Raw genomic sequence first — 17,012 nt, 5'->3', positions numbered from 1 at the left:
CGAACCGGCCTCGTGCCAGTATCGTCACATGACATCGTCATGGCTGTAGGCCTTGCTGCTATCCAGAAAGGCCAATCCGTCCCCGGTTATGCCGCCATCAGCAAGGTGACCGCGCAACAGCGCTTACAGTCGGTGTGGGTGCATTATGCGGCCCTCCAATTAGCTTTCGAGCGTAAACGTCCGCTCGCAGATATCCCGCCCGTCATGCAGAAGTTGGCGGGGGGTAGTTTCCCGCCCTTGCCGACGATCCCCGAGCGATTTGCGGTTACTCACGCCGATGTGATCGCTCGGCCAATCGACAACCATGCCGCTTTGGTGAGTGATTGGGCGCATTGCGCCTATGAAGCTTGGAGCGATCTAAATCAGCCAACCAAGGAGCTTCTCAATCGGATAGGGTTCTGATCGCACTACGATCACCCCTTTCCCGATATTCGATCCCAATGGGAATGCCCCGGTCGTCTCGATGGCCGTTCCTTTTTGGGAAGGCGATCAAATTGCCTTCTAAGGATCAGTGCCAACGGACGCGTCCTTGTCGGATCGCTCATAGCCAAGCAGATCGCCCGGTTCGCAATTGAGGTAGTGGCAGATCGCGGCCAGCGTCGAGAACCGCACGCCTTTCACCTTGCCGGATTTGAGTAGCGACAGGTTCGACTCGGTGATGCCGATTGCCTCGGCCAACTCCTTAGAGCGGACCTTGCGTCGGGCGAGCATAACGTCGAGATTGACGATCACCGGCATCAGACGATTTCAGCCATGTCCGCGCGCGCTCTGAGCCCCGCCGAGATCGTCCATGTCGCCGCGAGGATGCCCGCAGCGATCAGCAACATGATTTCCGTCAGGCCGAAGTTGTCGGGATCATACCAAAAGACGCCATGACCTGGCAGCACGTCTCGCAGCAGCAACCCCGTCCGAAAGCCATCGGTGATTGGCAGACCGAGCGCGACGGCGACACAGGCCCAGCCCACTGCCATCAACCACGGCAAGCCCGATTCTACTGCGCCGGGCACCAGTCGCGTTGATCGCCAAAGCGCCATCCCCATTCCCCAGAGGATGACAATCACGGGGACGTCGATCAGCAGGGACAAAAGGAAGTGAAAGACTCGGACCTCGGGCGTTTCAAGCCGCTGGATGTAGCGCATCTTGATCTCTGGATCGGCCGCGAGCCTGAACCGGGCAGCCTCCGGCAGCATCGCTTCTGGTTGGCCGGTCACGCCTTCACTCGGGCTCCAGCCCCAATTGATGTAGCCAGGCGCCGCTAGCGGTAAGGGCATCTCCGCGACCTCAATGGTCCCCAGCGCGAAGAAGAGCAGCGCGATCATCCGCACGGCAGCGCGTTTACCACGCGACAGCGTATATCTGTCCAACAGCTATGACTTTCTGTTTTACGAAAACTATTTCTGCCATTACATCATGGGAGGTCCTTCTCGGCAAGGACACGCGAAGGGGGCGGCAGATGAAGCGTTCGGCGTTATTGGGATGGCTGTTCTTGCCGTCGGCCGCAGTGGGCCAGCAGCAGGTTGGATCGCCGGAGCCGGGAGGTCGACCGGAAATAGCGGTCGGCGTTTTTGAGCATGGTGCGAACTTCCATCCACTTGGGGAGCGGCTGTTCTTCCCTCGCACCCCTCCCGGTGTGCTGGTTGAGGGTGCGGAGGAGGATGGGACGGTCGACATCCAGCTCGCTGGTCGCACTGCGCCGTTCCAGATGTTGCTCAAGCCGCGGCTTGCGGCCAAGCTACAGATCAGCACCGCAGGCCGAACCAGTTTTGCCAGTGTCGGTGCGGAGTGGCGCCAGCATGTCTTTCATGGCCGGGTTTATGGTCAGATCGGCATCGGCGTGACCGTGATCGACGGCTACCGCTTCACGCCCGATCCGTTCGCTCCCGGCTTGTCACGCGATGAGGCATGGCGACGGTACGACATTTATCGGCGACGCACTTCGTTCGGCTCGCGAGTCTTGTTCAATCCTAACGCTTCGCTGGGCGTGCGCCTCGACCGGCGCTGGGCGATCGAACTGGCGTGGGAGCATTTCAGCCACCGCCAAATCTTCAGCGAGACAAATCCCGGCATCGATAATGTCGGCTTACGGATCGTGCGTGCGCTGGGGTCGCGCCGATGATCCTTCTTGCTACCCTCTTCGTCCTCCAGTCGAAACCATCCGTTGTGGCGGAAGACGAAATCGTTGTCACTGCCAGGCGTATCGAACGGCTGAGGCGCCTTAGCGTGTCGATCAAGCACGATAAGAAAACGGACGCCTACCGCTGCATTATCAAACGCCGGAGCGGCGACCCCTCTCTCGACGGTATTGTATGTGATGCGGCACTCACCTGCGCTCCCAAGGTTCAATCGCGAGAAGATGCGCGCGCCTGCATGGCGCCGACAATGGATGCGCTGGTTGCCCGAGGAGCGCAGTGGCGATCGGGAACGGACATTAAAAGTCGGTAGCAAGCATGGTTTGCTAGATTCTGAGAACGCGCTGCCTTTCCCAATTCACCATCCTTTGCGGGAAAGGAGGGATGGCGCAGCGTCGGCCATGGGGCATTATTCCCCTAAGCGGAATGTCGGCTTCCCAGCAACAGGCAACGTTCCGCTACTCCCTACCTCCGTTCAGCCTGAGCGAAGTCGAAGGCCACGGGATAGCGCTCGCGGCATAGGTTCGGGGCGTGCACTTCGACTTCGCTCAGTGCGAACGGCGCGAGCGGAGGTTGAGGAACGTCGCGGACGGCGTGGGAGCGCCTCACAACAACGCGTTCACCGCCTCCATGAAGCGCATCAGGCTGATCGGCTTGGACACGTAGGAATCCGCCCCCGCCGCGCGGATTCGGTCTTCGTCGTCGCGACCTGCATAGGCGGTCACCGCCATCACCGGAATCCGCCGCAGTTCCTCGTCCGCCTTCAGCTCCAGGATCAGTTCATAGCCGGTCACATGCGGCATCTGGATGTCCATGATGATGAGGTCGGGCTGGACCTCGCGCGCACGCGCCACCGCTTCGCGCCCGTCGCGCACCGGCTCGGCGATGAAGCCGTGCACGCGCAGCAGGTCGCAGAAGAGTTTCAGATTGAGTTCGTTGTCCTCGACAACGAGCACCTTTCTTGTCACGCGGTCTCCACCATTACGACGGACACGATAGGCAATGCCCGGACCGGATACAATCGAAGCCGATATGGCCCTGGCGCTGCAGGCGCTCATATGGACGCTGCAAAGCCCGTCGCGTGCCGAGCGGCTGCTCGCGCTGACCGGCCTGTCGGTCGAGGAACTGCGCGGCGGGGCGGGCGAGCCCGGCGTGCTGGCCGCGATCCTGTCGTTCCTGGAGGGACATGAGGCCGACCTGATCGAATGCGCCGATTCGCTAGGCGTCCGCCCCGAGGCGCTGGTCGCCGCGCGCCGGGTGCTGGAGGCCGCATGAAGCCGCTGCTGATCTGCGACTGCGACGAGGTGCTCGTCCATATGGTCCGCCATTTCCGCGACTGGCTGGACGAGGCGCATGACATGGACTTCGCGCTCGACCGGCATGATTTCTTCGGATCGCTGACCCGGCGGAGCGGCGGCCCCGCGCCCACCCAGGAAGAGGCCTGGGACCTGCTGCACGGTTTCTTCCCCGGCCAGATGGATCGCCAGACGCTGGTACCCCACGCCGCCGAGGCGCTGGCGGCACTGGCGGCCCGTGCCGATATCGTGGTCCTGACCAACCTGATCGAGGAATGCCGCACGCCCCGCATCGAGCAGCTGGCGCGATTCGGCATCCATCACCGGGTCCAGTGCAATTCGGGGCCGAAGGGCGCGCCGGTCGCAAAGCTGGTCGCCGATCACGGCAACCCTGTCACCGTCTTCGTCGACGACCTGGCCCAGCATCACGCCTCGGTCGCTACCCACGCGCCGCAGGTCCACCGGCTGCACATGGTTTCGGAGCCCGAAATGGCCCCGCATATCGCCCCCGCGCCCGAGGCCCATGCCCGGATCGACGACTGGCGCGAGGCGGAAGCCTGGATCGTCGCGCGTTTCGACGAAGGCCAGCCCGCCCCGAACCGACCGGGCGCTTGACCTGAACGGGGCCGGCGCGCCATGTCTGGCCCCATGACCACGCATATCGATCGCGCGCTCGAGCAGCTCGGCCTCACCCTGCCGGAGGCTGCCGCCCCCGTCGCCGCCTATGTCCCCGTCGTCGAGGCGGGCGGGCTTCTCCACATTTCGGGCCAGCTGCCCTTTATCGACGGCCAGCTCGTCACCGGACGGCTGGGCGACGGCGTCTCGCTGGAGGACGGGCAGAAGGCGGCGCAGGCGTGCGGCCTGATGCTGGTCGCGCAGATCAAGAAATATATCGGCGACCTGTCCCGCGTGAAGCGGATCGTGAAGCTGGGCGTGTTCGTCAATTCGACCGCCGACTTCACCGACCAGCCCAAGGTCGCCAATGGCGCGTCGGAGCTGATGGTGTCGCTGTTCGGCGATGCCGGGCGCCATGCGCGCTCGGCGGTCGGCGTGCCGGTGCTGCCGCTGGGGGCTGCGGTCGAAGTGGATGCGATCGTCGAGCTGGCGTAACTGGGAAAGTCCGTGAGTACGTAGCTCGCGGCCCTGCCCTCCCCCATCCCCTCCCGCCTGCGGGAGGGGCGTGTTGTTTGGCTGGTGGTGGAATTCCTCGTTAACTTCTAGCCGCTCCCCTCCCGCAAGCGGGAGGGGATGGGGGAGGGAAAGCCACAAGCGAACACCTCGCAAACCGCTCCCCCCCTTGTCCCACCCTGCCCCGCACCGCATATCCCACCGCGATGACCACCGCCGTCGCGCGTATCCTGTCCGGCATCGCCGCCCTGTCCCCCGATCAGTGGGACGCTTGTGCGGGCACGGCCAATCCGTTCGTCTCCCATGCCTTCCTGACCGCGCTGGAGACATCGCACAGCGTCGGCGGCCGGTCCGGCTGGACACCCGCCCCCATCGTCATCGACGGCCCCGACGGACAGCCCGCCGCGATCGCGCCTGCGTATCTGAAGGCGCACAGCCAGGGCGAATATGTCTTCGACCATGGCTGGGCCGACGCCTGGGAGCGCGCCGGGGGACGCTATTACCCCAAGCTCCAGATCGCCGCGCCCTTCTCGCCGGTCCCAGGTCCCCGGCTGCTGCTGCGCGACCCCGCGCTCGCCCCCGCGCTGATCGCGGCGATCGAGGCGGTGACCGACCAGAACGAACTGTCCTCCGCGCATGTCACCTTCGTCGCGCCCGACCAGCTGCCCTATTTCGAGGCGGCGGGCTGGCTGATCCGCGAGGGGGTGCAGTTCCACTGGCGCAATGACGGCTATCGCAGCTTCGACGACTTCCTCGACGCGCTCGCCAGCCGCAAGCGCAAGGCGATCCGCAAGGAGCGCACCGCCGCCGTCGAAGGGCTGACCATCCGCCACCTGAGCGGCGACCAGATTGGCCCCGAGCATTGGGATGCCTTCTGGGTCTTTTATCAGGATACGGGCAGCCGCAAATGGGGCCAGCCCTATCTGACCCGTGCCGCCTTCGACCGGATCGGCGAGCAACTGGGCGACAAGGTGCTGCTGATCCTGGCGATGCGCGACGGGGTGCCGATCGCGGGCGCGCTCAACCTGATCGGCGAGGATACGCTCTACGGTCGCTATTGGGGCGCGACCGAGGAGGTGCCCTTCCTCCATTTCGAGCTATGCTATTACCAGGCGATCGACGCGGCCATCGCGCGCGGGCTGACGACGGTGGAAGCGGGGGCGCAGGGCGAGCACAAGCTGGCGCGGGGTTACGTCCCCGTGCCGACATTCTCGGCGCATTACATCCCGCACCCCGCCTTCCGCCGCGCCGTCGCCGAGTTCGTGGACCGCGAGCGTCAGGCGATCGAGGCGGAAAGCGAATATCTGGGCGAACTCACCCCGTTCCGGCGGGGGTAATCAAGGCGAAAGCCCCCCTTTAAGGGTAGGGGAGCCTCTCATGTCATACTGCCTTAATTATCGTCCTTGTCGGGGGTCGCCTTGCGACGCGCGGGTGCCCGCTTATCCTCATCGGGCGACGGACGGCTGAGCAGTTCATAGGCCGCCGGGTCGATGATCGGGCGGCGATCGTCGATCCGGTAGAGAACGCTGTCGCCTTCGCGCCAGATCGGCGTCAGCCCGCGGGTCAGCGCCTCGTCATAGCGTGGCGCATGGACCAGCCAGACATAGTCGAACGCGTCGCGCGGCATCAGCTTCAGCGCGGTTTCGACCGGACGCCACCATTGCCCGCGACAGCGCCGCTGGGTCACGATCTCCGACGGGTCATGCGCGAACCGCTTGGCGGGGGCATAGCGCACGGTCAGCAACTGCCCGCCCGCCATCGACCATTGGTCGTTGGCGTAAGCGAGCTTCCTCTCCAGCGCGAGGCCCGCGACATGCTCCAGCCGGCTGGAGGGCCAGACATCGGCGCAATATTGACGGCCGACGAAGGTCAGCAACCGTGCGCGCGGCGGCACATGATCGAGCGCGGTCAGCACCCGGTCATAATCGTTGCTGTACATTACATAGCTGATCGTGGTCGCGCCGATCCGCACGACGAAGAACAGCAGCCCCACGATCGCCAGCGTCGAGGCCCCGCGCAGCGACAGCCCGCGTCGGGGGCGCAGCGCGATCAGCGCGATGGCCAGCACATAGGGGGCCAGCCGCATATCGGCATAGGCCGATCCGAAGACGACGCGCGGCAGCAGCAGATAGACGACGAACAGGAAGGCCGCCGACAGCACCAGGTTGCGCGAATATTCGACCCGCTCGTCGCGCACGCCCTTGAGCAGGACGAGGAACAGCACCGTGACCGAGGCGAGGTCGAACGCCATCCAGCGATCGCGCAGCACCATCGTGATCCAGTTGATCTTCCAGCGCCAGTTGAACCAGTCGCCGGTCTTGCCGGTCACGTCCGCGCCCGAACGCCACAGCACCATCAGCACCATGGGCAGCGCCAGCGGGATACAGCCCAGCCCGGCATGGAAGGCCGACTCGGCCCAGCCCCGCACCCCGCGCGCGCCCTTGGCCCGGCGGATGTCGTGCTGGCGAATCAGCTCTGCCGAGAAGGCCAGCACGCCCAGCACGCCCCAGCCGAAGGTGTGTGCCACCCAAAGCAGGCAGGACAGCGGCACGAAGATGATGGCGCGCAACCGCACCGCGCCCAGCCGCCCCATGCGCAGCCACAGGCCGAACAGGTTCAGCGCCAGCGCCATCGCCAGCGCGAAGTTCACGAAGCCGAACTGGAACGGATAGCTATAGGCCAGCGGCAGCGCGAACAGCGCGGTGGCCGGAATGCGCCCCTGCACCTCGCGCGCGATCCACAACAGGCCGGTGACGGTCAGCACCGGAATGGCGATGACGATCAGCTTGACCGCCAGCTCCAGCCCGAAGATCGGCGCGAGCGGTTCGACCAGCAGGTCGATGCCCAGATTGCCGATCATCTGCCATTCGAAGCGATACCAATGCGCCAGCCAGGGCTGGTTCGCATATTCCAGCTGGACGCGATACCGCCCCATATGCCCCGGCAGGTCGACCAGCGGCGGCACGGCGGGCCAGAGCAGCGGCACGGCGGCGAGCAGCGCCATCGCCGCCACGAACCACCGCGTCTGCCACCAGTTGAGCTTTCCCCCATTCATGCCGGTCGGCCTAGCGGATGGAAGGGGGCTTGGACAAGACGAACGCGATGGACGGCGGGTCCGGCGGCGTATCAACCGTTCCTCAATCGATCGGCCCTATCGACAGGGCATGGACGCTCGCCCCGCCTCTCCCCTGCTTCTGCCCGCCCCCATCATCTGGGTGTTCGGCAGCCTGATCGTCCTGATGCTCTTCATCCTCGACGTCAAAAGCGCGCATCACGGCATGATCGGCCTGTCGGAAATGTGGGGCCGAGATTTCGCCAATGTCTGGACGGGTGGCACGCTGGCGTTGAACGGCCAGCTCGACATCCTTTACGATATCGAACGCTATCGGGGCGCCGAACATGCCCTATATGGGACGATCGGCAGCCACAATTATTCCTATCCGCCGATCGCGCTGTTCCTCGACATTCCCTTCGCGCTATTGCCCTATCACGCGGCGCTGCTGCTGTGGCTGGCCGGGACCGGAGCGCTTTTCGCGCTGGCGGCGCGGCCCTGGCTGCCCGAGGGCGGGATGCGCTGGCTGCTGTTGCTGACCCCGGCGGCGCTGATGAACATCTGGGCCGGACATTTCGGGTTCCTGATCGGCGCGCTGTTTCTGGCGGGCTGGCACTGGCTGCCGGAGCGGCCGCGCCGGGCGGGGGTCTGTTTCGGGCTGATGGCGCTCAAGCCGCATGTCGCGGTGCTGGTGCCGATCATCCTGTTGCTGCGCGGCGACTGGCGCACCGTGGCGACGGCGGCGCTGACGGTCGGGTTGCTGGTCCTCTTCAGCACGCTCGCCTTCGGTCCCGATCTGTGGACGCGGTATCTGACCGTCACCTCGGGCGTGCAGGCGCGGATGATCGATCCGGGGCAGGAATTTTACGGGCTTATGGCGACGTCGCTCGCCAGCGCGCTGCTGCGCCAGCATGTGCCCGCCGCCATCGCCTATGGGCTCCAGGGTATGGCGATGGTCGGGATCGCCATCGGCGTGACGATCGCGACGGTGCGTGGAGCACCACCCGCCGCACTGGCGCTGCTGGCCGCGACGGGAACGTTCGTGCTGCTCCCCTATGCGTTCAACTATGACCTGACGGTCGTCATGCTGGCGGCACTGGTCGCCTATGGCCGTCCCGATGCCTCGCCCATGGAAAAGGCGGTCGCACTGACCGCCTTCCTGACCCCGCAATGGGGGATGGTGGCCAGTGCGATCGGCGTCCCCCTGACGCCGATCGCACTGATCGCACTCTTTGCCGTCGAACTGCGACGGCAGATCAGTCGCGGTCGCGACGTCCCAGCAGGCGCAGGCGCAGTGCGTTCAGCTTGATGAAGCCCGCTGCGTCGCGCTGGTCATAGGCGCCCTGATCGTCCTCGAAGGTGACGACCTTTTCCGAATAGAGCGAATAGGGCGACTTGCGGCCGGTGACGATCGCCTGGCCCTTGTACAGCTTCAGGCGGACGGTGCCGGTCACCTTCTCCTGGCTGTAATTGACGGCGGCCTGCAGCATCTCGCGCTCCGGCGAGAACCAGAAGCCGTTATAGACCAGCTCGGCATAACGCGGCGCCAGCTCGTCCTTCAGGTGCGCGGCACCCCGGTCGAGCGTGATCTGCTCGATGCCGCGATGCGCCAGCGCATAGATGGTGCCGCCCGGCGTCTCGTACATGCCGCGGCTCTTCATGCCGACGAAGCGGTTCTCGACCAGGTCGAGGCGGCCGATGCCGTGCTTGCGGCCCAGCTCGTTCAGCTTGGTCAGCAGCGTCGCGGGCGAGCATGCCTCGCCGTTCAGCGCGACGCCGTCGCCCCGCTCGAAATCGATGGTGATCGTCTCGGGCTGGTCGGGCGCGTCTTCCGGGTTGACGGTGCGCGAATAGACGTAATCCGGCACCTCATCCCACGGATTCTCCAGCACCTTGCCCTCGGACGAGGTGTGCAGCAGGTTCGCGTCGGTCGAGAAGGGCGCCTCGCCGCGCTTGTCCTTCGACACCGGGATCTGGTGCGCCTCGGCGAATTCGATCAGCTTGGTGCGGCTGGTCAGGTCCCATTCGCGCCACGGCGCGATGACCTTGATGTCGGGGTTCAGCGCATAATAGCCCAGCTCGAAACGGACCTGGTCGTTGCCCTTGCCGGTCGCGCCGTGGCTGACCGCGTCGGCGTTCACCATCTTGGCGATCTCGATCTGGCGCTTGGCGATCAGCGGCCGCGCGATCGAGGTGCCCAGCAGATACGTGCCCTCGTACAGCGCATTGGCGCGCATCATCGGGAAGACGTAATCCTTGACGAACTCCTCGCGCAGGTCGTCGATGAAGATATGTTCGGGCTTCACGCCCGCCATCTCGGCCTTCTTGCGCGCGGGCTCCAGCTCTTCGCCCTGGCCCAGATCGGCGGTGAAGGTCACGACCTCGCAGTTGTAATGCTGCTGCAACCACTTGAGGATGACGCTGGTGTCGAGGCCGCCCGAATAGGCGAGGACGACGCGCTTGATATCTTCGCTCATGGCAAAGTCCTTCGAAGAGGGGATGGATTTGCCCCGCGCCCTATGCGCTGTCGCGCCCCCACGCAACCTTCGCTTGGGTTCGTTCATTGCGGCGACAGCCAAAGGCCGTCAGGAGCGGCCGGGATGATCCGTTCAGGAGTTTGCCGCATGACCCGTTTCCTCGTCGCCGGCCTGATTGCCACGACGCTGTCCGTCCCCGCCCTGGCGCAGGACACCCGCGCGTCGGCCGCCGCGAAATTCTCGCGCGAGTTCAAGGCGCGCGACACCAACCACGACGGCGTGCTGACCAAGGCCGAGGTCAAGGCCGCGATCATGAAGATGGGCAATGGCAAGAAGCAGATCGACGCGGTCCATGCCCAGCGGCTGACCGACCTGTGGTTCGACAAGGCAGACGCCAACAAGGACGGCAAGGTGACCGAGGCCGAAGCCCAGGCGCTGCTGTCGCGCACCTTCGACGAATATGAGGCGGCCAAGGCGGCGCAGGCGCAGGCGGCGGGTCCGAAGGGGCGGTAGAGCATGATGACATGGGATCGAACCGAGCCTAGCCCCTCCCCTTCAGGGGAGGGGTTGGGGTGGGGCTTCGCCACAGGTCCGGTGTTTGCGGAAACGCCCCACCCCCGGCCCCTCCCCTGAAGGGGAGGGGTGGATCAAGCCGATCTCATCATGCGCTATGGGACGGCGCGCCTCCCCTATACTCCGACCCTTCCTCCACCGCCGTTCAGCCTGAGCGAAGTCGAAGGCCACGCCCCACCCTATCGGCGAGCGAGTCCCGTGCACTTCGACTTCGCTCAGTGCGAACGGAGGTTGGGTTTCATCTCCCGCTGAACGCAGGTCGGGAATTCCTCCCTCCCCACACGCAAAAAAGGCCCGGTGCGTTGCCGCACCGGGCTTAGGTCGTCCGCAGGAGGAACGTCGTGGGGTGCGGGGGTTCTGCGTGCCCCCGCTCCCGATCAGTTATAGGCGCGCTCGCCGTGCTCGCCGAGGTCGAGGCCTTCCTGCTCGACTTCCTTCGAGACGCGCAGGCCGGTGATCGCCTTGGCGACATACATGGCGATGACGGTGCCGATGGTGGCCCAGACGATGGTCGTGGCGACCGCGCCGAGCTGGACCAGCAGCTTCTGGCCCATGGCGTAATCCGCCGCACCCGGCCCGCCCAGCGAGGGGGCATAGACCACCGCCGTGCCGATCGCGCCGATCATGCCGCCGATGCCATGGACACCGAAGGCGTCGAGCGCATCGTCATAGCCGAGCTTGGGCTTGAGGACCGAGACCGCATAGAAGCAGACCACGCTGGCGATGGCGCCCAGCACGATCGCGCCGAACGGACCCGAATTGCCCGCCGCCGGGGTGACCGCGACCAGACCCGCGACGATGCCCGAGCAGAAGCCCAGCGCCGAACCCTTGTGCCCCGCCAGACGCTCGGCGAGCATCCAGAACAGACCGCCCGAGGCCGTCGCGACGAAGGTGTTGATCATCGCCAGACCCGCCGAGCCATTGGCCTCCAGCGCCGAACCCGCATTGAACCCGAACCAGCCGACCCACAGCAGGCCCGTGCCGACCCCGGTCAGCGTCAGCGAGTGCGGCGGCATCGGCGTGGTCGGATAACCCATGCGCTTGCCCAGGATCAGCGAGGCGACCAGCGCCGAGACCCCGGCGTTGATATGCACCACGGTGCCCCCTGCGAAGTCGAGCGCGCCCGCCTTGAAGAACAGGCCCGAGGACGCCCACACCATATGTGCGATCGGGAAGTAGACGATGGTCAGCCAGACGGCGACGAAGGCCATCACGGCCGAAAACTTCATCCGCTCGACCACCGATCCCAGTACCAGCGCGGCGGTGATCGCGGCGAAGGTCATCTGGAAACAGATGAAGACATATTCGGGGATTTCGACGCCTGCGGTGAAGGTCGCCGCCTGGCTGGCGGGCGTGACGCCCTTCAGGAAGGCCTTGCCCAGCCCGGCGATGAAGTTGGACGCGCCCCCCGACACGTCCGGCCCGAAGGCCAGGCTATAGCCGTACATCACCCAGATCAGCATCGCGAGGCACGCGGCCGCGCCGATCTGCGTCATGGTGGACAGCATGTTCTTCGCGCGGGTCAGACCGCCATAGAACAGCGCAAGGCCCGGCAGGATCATCATCATGACCAGCACGGTCGAGGTGAGCATCCAGGCGGTGTCGCCCTTGTTCACCGTCGCGGCGGGCGCGGCGGTGGCGGGCGACTGGAGCGCGGCGGCGTCCTGCGCCCAGGCGGGCAGCGCGGCGAACAGAGTCAGGCCGAGGCCCGCCGCACCGCTCGCGAGTTTGGTGACATGCTTCATCGAAATCCCCCCTTGCTCAGAGCGCCGATTCGTCGGTTTCGCCGGTGCGGATGCGCACGGCCTGGCCGACATCGAGCATGAAGATCTTGCCGTCACCGATCGCGCCGGTGTTGGCGGCGGCCTGAATCGATTCGACGACGCGGTCGGCAATCTCGGACGCGCAGACGACCTCGATCTTGATCTTGGGCACCATGTTGGTGCTGTATTCGGCCCCGCGATAGATTTCGGTCTGGCCCTTCTGCCGCCCGAACCCCTTCACCTCGGTCACCGTCATGCCCGCCACGCCCAAGGTGGTCAGCGCCTCGCGCACCTCGTCGAGCTTGAACGGCTTGATGATAGCGATGATCAGCTTCACCTGCGCCCCCTTTGATTACCCGAGGGACCACCCCGCAAGGGGCGTGCCAGTTTACGTTTTTGTTACTTTTACGGGATCGGTATGGTGCGGTGCGGTAGGAATGGCGCACCGACCTGCATCAATTTTTAGGCATTCGGTCTGATCTGCCCGATTTTTGGGCATTCAATCCTCCCCTGCAAGGGGAGGTGGCAGCACCCAGTGCTGACGGAGGGGGACTTCCCCAAAGGACAGCCCTCGCGGCACGCCCCCTCCACCACCGCTTCGCGGCGGTCCCCCTCCCCTTACAGGGGAGGACTTTAAGTTACGCCGCCAGCGCCGTCCCGCCGACGGTCAGCCCCTCGACCAGCAGCGTCGGCTGGCCGACGCCGGCGGGTACGCTCTGCCCGCCCTTGCCGCAGACGCCGACGCCCTCGTCCAGCGCAAAGTCGTTGCCGATGCCCTTCACCCGGGTCAGCACGCTCGGCCCGTCACCGATCAGCGTCGCGCCCTTGATCGGCGCGCCCAGCTTGCCGTTCTCGATCCGGTACGCCTCGGTGCAGGAGAAGACGAACTTGCCCGACACGATATCGACCTGCCCGCCGCCGAACGACTTGGCGAAGATGCCGTTCTTGACGCGCGACAACAGCTCGGCGGGATCGTCCTGCCCGCCCTTCATGAAGGTGTTGGTCATGCGCGGCATCGGCGCATGGGCGAAGCTCTCGCGCCGGCCATTGCCGGTCGGCGCGACGCCCATCAGCCGGGCGTTGAGCCGGTCCTGCATATAGCCCTTGAGGATACCGTCCTCGATCAGCACGACCTCGCGCGTCGGCGTGCCCTCGTCATCGATCGACAGCGAGCCGCGCCGGTCGGCGAGGCTCCCGTCATCGACCACGGTGACGCCGGGCGCGGCGACCCGCTCGCCGATGCGGCCCGAAAAGGCCGAGGTGCCCTTGCGGTTGAAATCACCCTCCAACCCGTGCCCGATCGCCTCGTGCAGCAGCACGCCGGGCCAGCCCGGCCCGAGCAGCACGGTCATCTCGCCCGCAGGCGCGGCGACCGAGTCGAGATTGACCAGCGCCTGCGCCAACGCGACGTCGATGCCGCGCTCCCATGTCTCGCGCGCGACCAGCCGGTCGTACAGGTAACGCCCGCCAATGCCGAAGCTGCCCGTCTCGCGCCGCCCATTCTGCTCGACGACGACCGATATGTTCAGCCGCACGAGCGGGCGGACATCGGTGGCGACGAAGCCGTCGGCGCGGACGATCTCGACCACGCTCCAGCTGCCAGACAGGCCGACCGACACCTGCACGACGCGCGGGTCACGCGCGCGGGCGGCGGCGTCGATCGTCTGGCAGAGCGACACCTTATCCGCGAACGGGATCAGATCGAGCGGATCGGTCGCGGTGTAGAGGTGTCGGTTGGTCCCCTGCGGCGGAGGCGCGGCGGCACCCTTCGCCGGGTCGATCAGCGCCATGGTCTGTGCGGCGCGCTGGATCGCGGCCTCGGACAGCTCGTTGGCGTGGGCAAAGGCGGTCATCTCGCCCGACACCGCGCGCAGGCCGAAGCCGGAGTGCGTGTCGTAGCTGGCCGTCTTCAGCCGCCCGTCGTCGAAGCCGAATGCCTCGGACCGCTTATATTGCAGATAGAGTTCGCCATCGTCCGCCCGCGACAGGGCGTTGGCGGTGAGGCGCAACGCCGCGTCCGGGTCCAGCGTGTCGCGATACAGGAACGAGCGGGGGTCGGTGGCGGTCATCTTGGGGATATAGGATGCCCGGCCGAGGTTTGAAACTCCAAGCCGCGCTACCCCTTCTTCTCCCCTCCCGCAGGCGGGGTTCCCTCTTCTTGAGCCCCTCCCGCAGGCGGGAGGGGTTTGGGGAGGGCACGGAGTCTCACCGAGACCAACGCCCGTGGCTTTCCCTCCCCCATCCCCTCCCGCTTGCGGGAGGGGCGCGAGTCTCATTCGCGTTGGGGTTTAGCGCCCGGCGCCATCCCCATGATCGGGAAGCTGCGCCTGATCCGCCCCATCCGCCGGACCGCCGATCAGCACGAAACGGCGATCGCAGTAGCCGCAATCGACATAGCCGGTCTCGTCGATCTGCAACCACACGCGCGGATGGCCGAGGGCAGCGCCGCCGGGAATGTCGGTGGCACCGTCGCAAGCGACGCGGGTCTGGGTGACGCGGGTGGTTTCGGGCGGCGGCAACATAGGCTCGCGCGATAGCAAGGCGTGGCCTCGCGTGCAATTACCCAAAGAGCGGCAAAACCGGCTTGGCCTGTCCCGCGCACGGGCCTATCGCTACGCCCATGACCGCCAGCACAGAAGCCGCCATTTCGATCCAGGGCATCGCCAAGACCTATCAGGGCGGCAAGCGCGCGCTCGACGGGGTCAGCTTCGACGTGCCGAGGGGCCAGATCTTCGGGCTGCTGGGGCCGAACGGCGCAGGGAAATCGACGCTCATCAACATCCTGGCCGGGCTGGTGATGAAGACCGAAGGATCGGCGTCGATCTGGGGCTTCGACATCGACCAGCATCCGCGCAACGCCAAGGCCTCGATCGGCATCGTCAACCAGGAGATCCTGTTCGACCCCTTCTTCACGCCGCTGGAGACGCTGGAAATCCAGGGCGGGCTGTACGGCGTGCCCAAGGCGCAGCGCCGCTCGATGGAATTGCTGCGCGCCGTCCATCTGGAGGACAAGGCGAACGCCTATTCGCGCACCCTGTCGGGCGGCATGAAGCGCCGCCTGATGGTCGCCAAGGCGATGGTCCATTCGCCGCCCGTGCTGGTGCTCGACGAACCGACGGCAGGCGTGGATATCGAGCTTCGCCAGCAGCTCTGGGCCTATGTTCGCTCGCTCAACGATCAGGGCGTGACGGTGGTGCTGACCACCCACTATCTGGAGGAGGCCGAGGAGCTGTGCGACCGGATCGCGATCATCAACCATGGTCGCCTGGTCGCCAACGAACCGACCCGCGAACTGGTCGGCAAGGCGCAGGAAAAGATCGTCGCGGTGACGGTGGACCGCGACGTGGCCGCGGTGCCCGACCATACCAGCTTCGGCAAGATCGTCCTGAAGGGCAGCCGCACGCTGGAAATCACCTATGCCAAGGACAAGGTGAATGCGGGCCAGGTGCTCGCGGCGGTGCAGGCGGACGGGTATGGTATCGTCGACGTCTCGACCAAGGAAGCCGATCTGGAAGACGTGTTCCTGTCGCTGACGCGGAGCGTGAGCGTCTGAGGATTACTCCTCCCCGGTACGGGGAGGTGGCAGCGCGAAGCGCTGACGGAGGGGGGCTTCCACAACGGACACCCCTTGAGGCGATCCCCCTCCACCATCCTGCGGATGGTCCCCCTCCCCGTGCCGGGGAGGAATTTGAAGCTCACCCCGCCCGCGCGAGGTCCGGGAAGCCCGCGCGGAAGCCCGCGACCTTGGGTTTGTCCCAGCGGACGATGTACGGATAGGTCGGGTTGCGGTCGTAGAAATCCTGATGCTCGGCCTCGGCCGGGAAGAAGCCGCCCTGCTCGATCCGGGTCGTGATCGGCTTGGCGAAGGCATGGGCGCGGGTCAGCTGGGCGATATAGTCGCGCGCGACCTTCGCCTGTTCGGGCGACTGGGCGAAGATCGCCGAGCGATAGCTGGGACCGCGATCGGGGCCTTGGCCACCGACCTGGGTCGGATCATGCGCGATCGCGAAATAGACGCGCAGCAGCGTGGCGTAGGAGACTTGGCGCGGGTCATAGGTGATGCGGATCGCCTCGGCATGGCCGGTCCGCTCGGTCGAGACGGCGGAATAGTTCGCATCCTCGCGGCGGCCGCCTGCATAGCCCGCCGTTACCGAACGCACGCCCTTCACCCGCTCGAACACCGCCTCCATGCCCCAGAAACAGCCGCCTGCGAGCACAGCCACCTGCGGGCGGGACGACGCGGGCACGTCGACCGCTGCCCTGGGTAAAGGCACCGCGCGTTCCGCGCTGGCGGGGAATGAGGACAGGGCGACCGCTCCGAATGCGGTCGCGGCCAGGGCGATGCAGAGGCTATTGCGCATCGCTGGGATATGGGGTGTTTTTGAGGTTCGGCTAGTGGCCAACGTCGGTGCGTGGGCTTCGACTTCGACGCGCTGCGTCGAAGTTTATCCTGAGCGGCTGGCTTGCCAGCCAGCCGAAGGGCTCAGCCTGAACGGCGGTGGTGCTATTAAGCCTTTCCCCACCTCCGTTCCGCCTGAGCGAAGTCGAAGGCCACGGGAATCATCCCGCCAAGAAGCCCCTTAGCGAACCGCCTC

Annotated in this window: 19 protein-coding genes; 9 read left to right on the top strand and 10 right to left on the bottom strand. The window is 65.8% G+C overall.

Annotated elements, in window-relative coordinates; translation table 11 throughout:
* On the top strand, positions 1–402 hold a 402-nt coding region (locus BSZ14_RS10760; protein ID WP_206744338.1), incomplete at its 5' end, for a DUF5946 family protein.
* A gap of 99 nt (positions 403–501) precedes the next feature.
* On the opposite strand, the gene BSZ14_RS10755 is transcribed toward BSZ14_RS10760, so the two are convergent.
* Together BSZ14_RS10755 and BSZ14_RS10750 are read right to left on the bottom strand one after the other, a co-directional pair.
* Positions 502–738 (bottom strand): helix-turn-helix domain-containing protein, encoded by a 237-nt coding sequence (locus BSZ14_RS10755; RefSeq protein WP_076710909.1) that lies wholly within the window; start codon positions 736–738, stop codon positions 502–504.
* Positions 738–1,319 carry a hypothetical protein gene (locus tag BSZ14_RS10750; protein ID WP_076710908.1) on the bottom strand — a complete coding sequence of 194 codons (582 nt, stop codon included), beginning with the start codon at positions 1,317–1,319 and terminating at the stop codon, positions 738–740. Before BSZ14_RS10750 ends, BSZ14_RS10755 begins: the two co-directional genes overlap by 1 nt.
* Positions 1,320–1,453: 134 nt before the next feature.
* Between BSZ14_RS10750 and BSZ14_RS10745 the strand changes: the two genes are divergently transcribed.
* The gene (locus BSZ14_RS10745) at positions 1,454–2,116 is read left to right on the top strand and encodes an acyloxyacyl hydrolase (RefSeq protein ID WP_083748209.1); all 663 of its coding nucleotides are present in this window, start codon (positions 1,454–1,456) and stop codon (positions 2,114–2,116) included.
* 618 nt (positions 2,117–2,734) lie between these two features.
* On the opposite strand, the gene BSZ14_RS10740 is transcribed toward BSZ14_RS10745, so the two are convergent.
* The gene (locus tag BSZ14_RS10740; RefSeq protein ID WP_042488334.1) at positions 2,735–3,097 is read right to left on the bottom strand and encodes a response regulator; all 363 of its coding nucleotides are present in this window, start codon (positions 3,095–3,097) and stop codon (positions 2,735–2,737) included.
* Positions 3,098–3,161: 64 nt separating this feature from the next.
* On the opposite strand from BSZ14_RS10740, the gene BSZ14_RS10735 reads away from it, so the two are divergent.
* The 4 genes from BSZ14_RS10735 (at position 3,162) to BSZ14_RS10720 (ending at position 5,889) form a co-directional block, all read left to right on the top strand.
* The gene (locus BSZ14_RS10735; protein WP_089413629.1) at positions 3,162–3,404 is read left to right on the top strand and encodes a DUF3572 family protein; all 243 of its coding nucleotides are present in this window, start codon (positions 3,162–3,164) and stop codon (positions 3,402–3,404) included.
* Positions 3,401–4,039 carry a hypothetical protein gene (locus tag BSZ14_RS10730; protein WP_076710907.1) on the top strand — a complete coding sequence of 213 codons (639 nt, stop codon included), beginning with the start codon at positions 3,401–3,403 and terminating at the stop codon, positions 4,037–4,039. The genes BSZ14_RS10735 and BSZ14_RS10730 overlap by 4 nt, the downstream gene beginning before the upstream one ends.
* Positions 4,040–4,072: 33 nt before the next feature.
* Positions 4,073–4,534: a RidA family protein gene (locus tag BSZ14_RS10725; RefSeq protein ID WP_076710906.1), complete on the top strand. Its 462-nt coding sequence runs from the start codon at positions 4,073–4,075 to the stop codon at positions 4,532–4,534.
* 224 nt (positions 4,535–4,758) lie between these two features.
* Positions 4,759–5,889 carry a GNAT family N-acetyltransferase gene (locus BSZ14_RS10720; protein ID WP_076710905.1) on the top strand — a complete coding sequence of 377 codons (1,131 nt, stop codon included), beginning with the start codon at positions 4,759–4,761 and terminating at the stop codon, positions 5,887–5,889.
* A 53-nt stretch (positions 5,890–5,942) separates the two neighbouring features.
* Here BSZ14_RS10720 and BSZ14_RS10715 read toward each other — a convergent pair whose 3' ends face one another.
* Positions 5,943–7,607: a hypothetical protein gene (locus tag BSZ14_RS10715; protein ID WP_076710904.1), complete on the bottom strand. Its 1,665-nt coding sequence runs from the start codon at positions 7,605–7,607 to the stop codon at positions 5,943–5,945.
* 109 nt (positions 7,608–7,716) lie between these two features.
* Between BSZ14_RS10715 and BSZ14_RS10710 the strand changes: the two genes are divergently transcribed.
* A complete protein-coding gene (locus BSZ14_RS10710) occupies positions 7,717–8,913 on the top strand; it encodes a glycosyltransferase family 87 protein (RefSeq protein ID WP_076710903.1) in 1,197 nt (398 codons plus the stop codon).
* Here the strand turns inward: BSZ14_RS10710 and BSZ14_RS10705 are convergent.
* The gene (locus tag BSZ14_RS10705) at positions 8,861–10,081 is read right to left on the bottom strand and encodes an argininosuccinate synthase (RefSeq protein ID WP_076710902.1); all 1,221 of its coding nucleotides are present in this window, start codon (positions 10,079–10,081) and stop codon (positions 8,861–8,863) included. The two genes, BSZ14_RS10710 and BSZ14_RS10705, sit on opposite strands and share 53 nt — an antisense overlap.
* 147 nt (positions 10,082–10,228) lie before the next feature.
* On the opposite strand from BSZ14_RS10705, the gene BSZ14_RS19650 reads away from it, so the two are divergent.
* The gene (locus BSZ14_RS19650; RefSeq protein ID WP_042488312.1) at positions 10,229–10,594 is read left to right on the top strand and encodes an EF-hand domain-containing protein; all 366 of its coding nucleotides are present in this window, start codon (positions 10,229–10,231) and stop codon (positions 10,592–10,594) included.
* A 437-nt stretch (positions 10,595–11,031) separates the two neighbouring features.
* Here the strand turns inward: BSZ14_RS19650 and BSZ14_RS10695 are convergent, their stop codons facing one another.
* The 4 genes from BSZ14_RS10695 to BSZ14_RS10680 form a co-directional block, all read right to left on the bottom strand.
* A complete protein-coding gene (locus BSZ14_RS10695; protein WP_042488309.1) occupies positions 11,032–12,399 on the bottom strand; it encodes an ammonium transporter in 1,368 nt (455 codons plus the stop codon).
* Between the two features lie 16 nt (positions 12,400–12,415).
* Positions 12,416–12,754, bottom strand: coding sequence for a P-II family nitrogen regulator (locus BSZ14_RS10690; protein WP_042488306.1), 339 nt, complete (start codon positions 12,752–12,754; stop codon positions 12,416–12,418).
* Between the two features lie 301 nt (positions 12,755–13,055).
* Positions 13,056–14,486: a metalloprotease TldD gene (gene tldD / locus BSZ14_RS10685; protein ID WP_076710901.1), complete on the bottom strand. Its 1,431-nt coding sequence runs from the start codon at positions 14,484–14,486 to the stop codon at positions 13,056–13,058.
* A 219-nt stretch (positions 14,487–14,705) separates the two neighbouring features.
* Complete coding sequence (locus BSZ14_RS10680; protein WP_042488299.1) at positions 14,706–14,939, bottom strand: zinc-finger domain-containing protein; 234 nt, start codon at positions 14,937–14,939, stop codon at positions 14,706–14,708.
* Positions 14,940–15,037: 98 nt separating this feature from the next.
* On the opposite strand from BSZ14_RS10680, the gene BSZ14_RS10675 reads away from it, so the two are divergent.
* Positions 15,038–15,970: an ABC transporter ATP-binding protein gene (locus tag BSZ14_RS10675; protein ID WP_076710900.1), complete on the top strand. Its 933-nt coding sequence runs from the start codon at positions 15,038–15,040 to the stop codon at positions 15,968–15,970.
* Between the two features lie 142 nt (positions 15,971–16,112).
* On the opposite strand, the gene msrA is transcribed toward BSZ14_RS10675, so the two are convergent.
* Positions 16,113–16,778: a peptide-methionine (S)-S-oxide reductase MsrA gene (gene msrA, locus BSZ14_RS10670; RefSeq protein ID WP_076710899.1), complete on the bottom strand. Its 666-nt coding sequence runs from the start codon at positions 16,776–16,778 to the stop codon at positions 16,113–16,115.
* Positions 16,779–17,012 lie beyond the last annotated feature (234 nt).

The organism is Sphingomonas sp. Sph1(2015), assembly GCF_001970915.1.
GTDB lineage: Bacteria > Pseudomonadota > Alphaproteobacteria > Sphingomonadales > Sphingomonadaceae > Sphingomonas > Sphingomonas parapaucimobilis.
This window is presented reverse-complemented; position numbering and strand designations above follow the sequence as displayed.

Excerpts from the sequence above, each read along its gene's own strand:
- BSZ14_RS10755 (WP_076710909.1), bottom strand. The coding sequence starts at position 738 with ATGCCGGTGATCGTCAATCTCGACGTTATGCTCGCCCGACGCAAGGTC.
- BSZ14_RS10750 (WP_076710908.1), bottom strand. The coding sequence starts at position 1,319 with ATGATCGCGCTGCTCTTCTTCGCGCTGGGGACCATTGAGGTCGCGGAG.
- BSZ14_RS10745 (WP_083748209.1), top strand. The coding sequence starts at position 1,454 with ATGAAGCGTTCGGCGTTATTGGGATGGCTGTTCTTGCCGTCGGCCGCA.
- BSZ14_RS10735 (WP_089413629.1), top strand. The coding sequence starts at position 3,162 with ATGGCCCTGGCGCTGCAGGCGCTCATATGGACGCTGCAAAGCCCGTCG.
- BSZ14_RS10730 (WP_076710907.1), top strand. The coding sequence starts at position 3,401 with ATGAAGCCGCTGCTGATCTGCGACTGCGACGAGGTGCTCGTCCATATG.
- BSZ14_RS10725 (WP_076710906.1), top strand. The coding sequence starts at position 4,073 with ATGACCACGCATATCGATCGCGCGCTCGAGCAGCTCGGCCTCACCCTG.
- BSZ14_RS10720 (WP_076710905.1), top strand. The coding sequence starts at position 4,759 with ATGACCACCGCCGTCGCGCGTATCCTGTCCGGCATCGCCGCCCTGTCC.
- BSZ14_RS10715 (WP_076710904.1), bottom strand. The coding sequence starts at position 7,607 with ATGAATGGGGGAAAGCTCAACTGGTGGCAGACGCGGTGGTTCGTGGCG.
- BSZ14_RS10710 (WP_076710903.1), top strand. The coding sequence starts at position 7,717 with ATGGACGCTCGCCCCGCCTCTCCCCTGCTTCTGCCCGCCCCCATCATC.
- BSZ14_RS10705 (WP_076710902.1), bottom strand. The coding sequence starts at position 10,081 with ATGAGCGAAGATATCAAGCGCGTCGTCCTCGCCTATTCGGGCGGCCTC.
- BSZ14_RS19650 (WP_042488312.1), top strand. The coding sequence starts at position 10,229 with ATGACCCGTTTCCTCGTCGCCGGCCTGATTGCCACGACGCTGTCCGTC.
- BSZ14_RS10695 (WP_042488309.1), bottom strand. The coding sequence starts at position 12,399 with ATGAAGCATGTCACCAAACTCGCGAGCGGTGCGGCGGGCCTCGGCCTG.
- tldD (WP_076710901.1), bottom strand. The coding sequence starts at position 14,486 with ATGACCGCCACCGACCCCCGCTCGTTCCTGTATCGCGACACGCTGGAC.
- BSZ14_RS10680 (WP_042488299.1), bottom strand. The coding sequence starts at position 14,939 with ATGTTGCCGCCGCCCGAAACCACCCGCGTCACCCAGACCCGCGTCGCT.
- BSZ14_RS10675 (WP_076710900.1), top strand. The coding sequence starts at position 15,038 with ATGACCGCCAGCACAGAAGCCGCCATTTCGATCCAGGGCATCGCCAAG.
- msrA (WP_076710899.1), bottom strand. The coding sequence starts at position 16,778 with ATGCGCAATAGCCTCTGCATCGCCCTGGCCGCGACCGCATTCGGAGCG.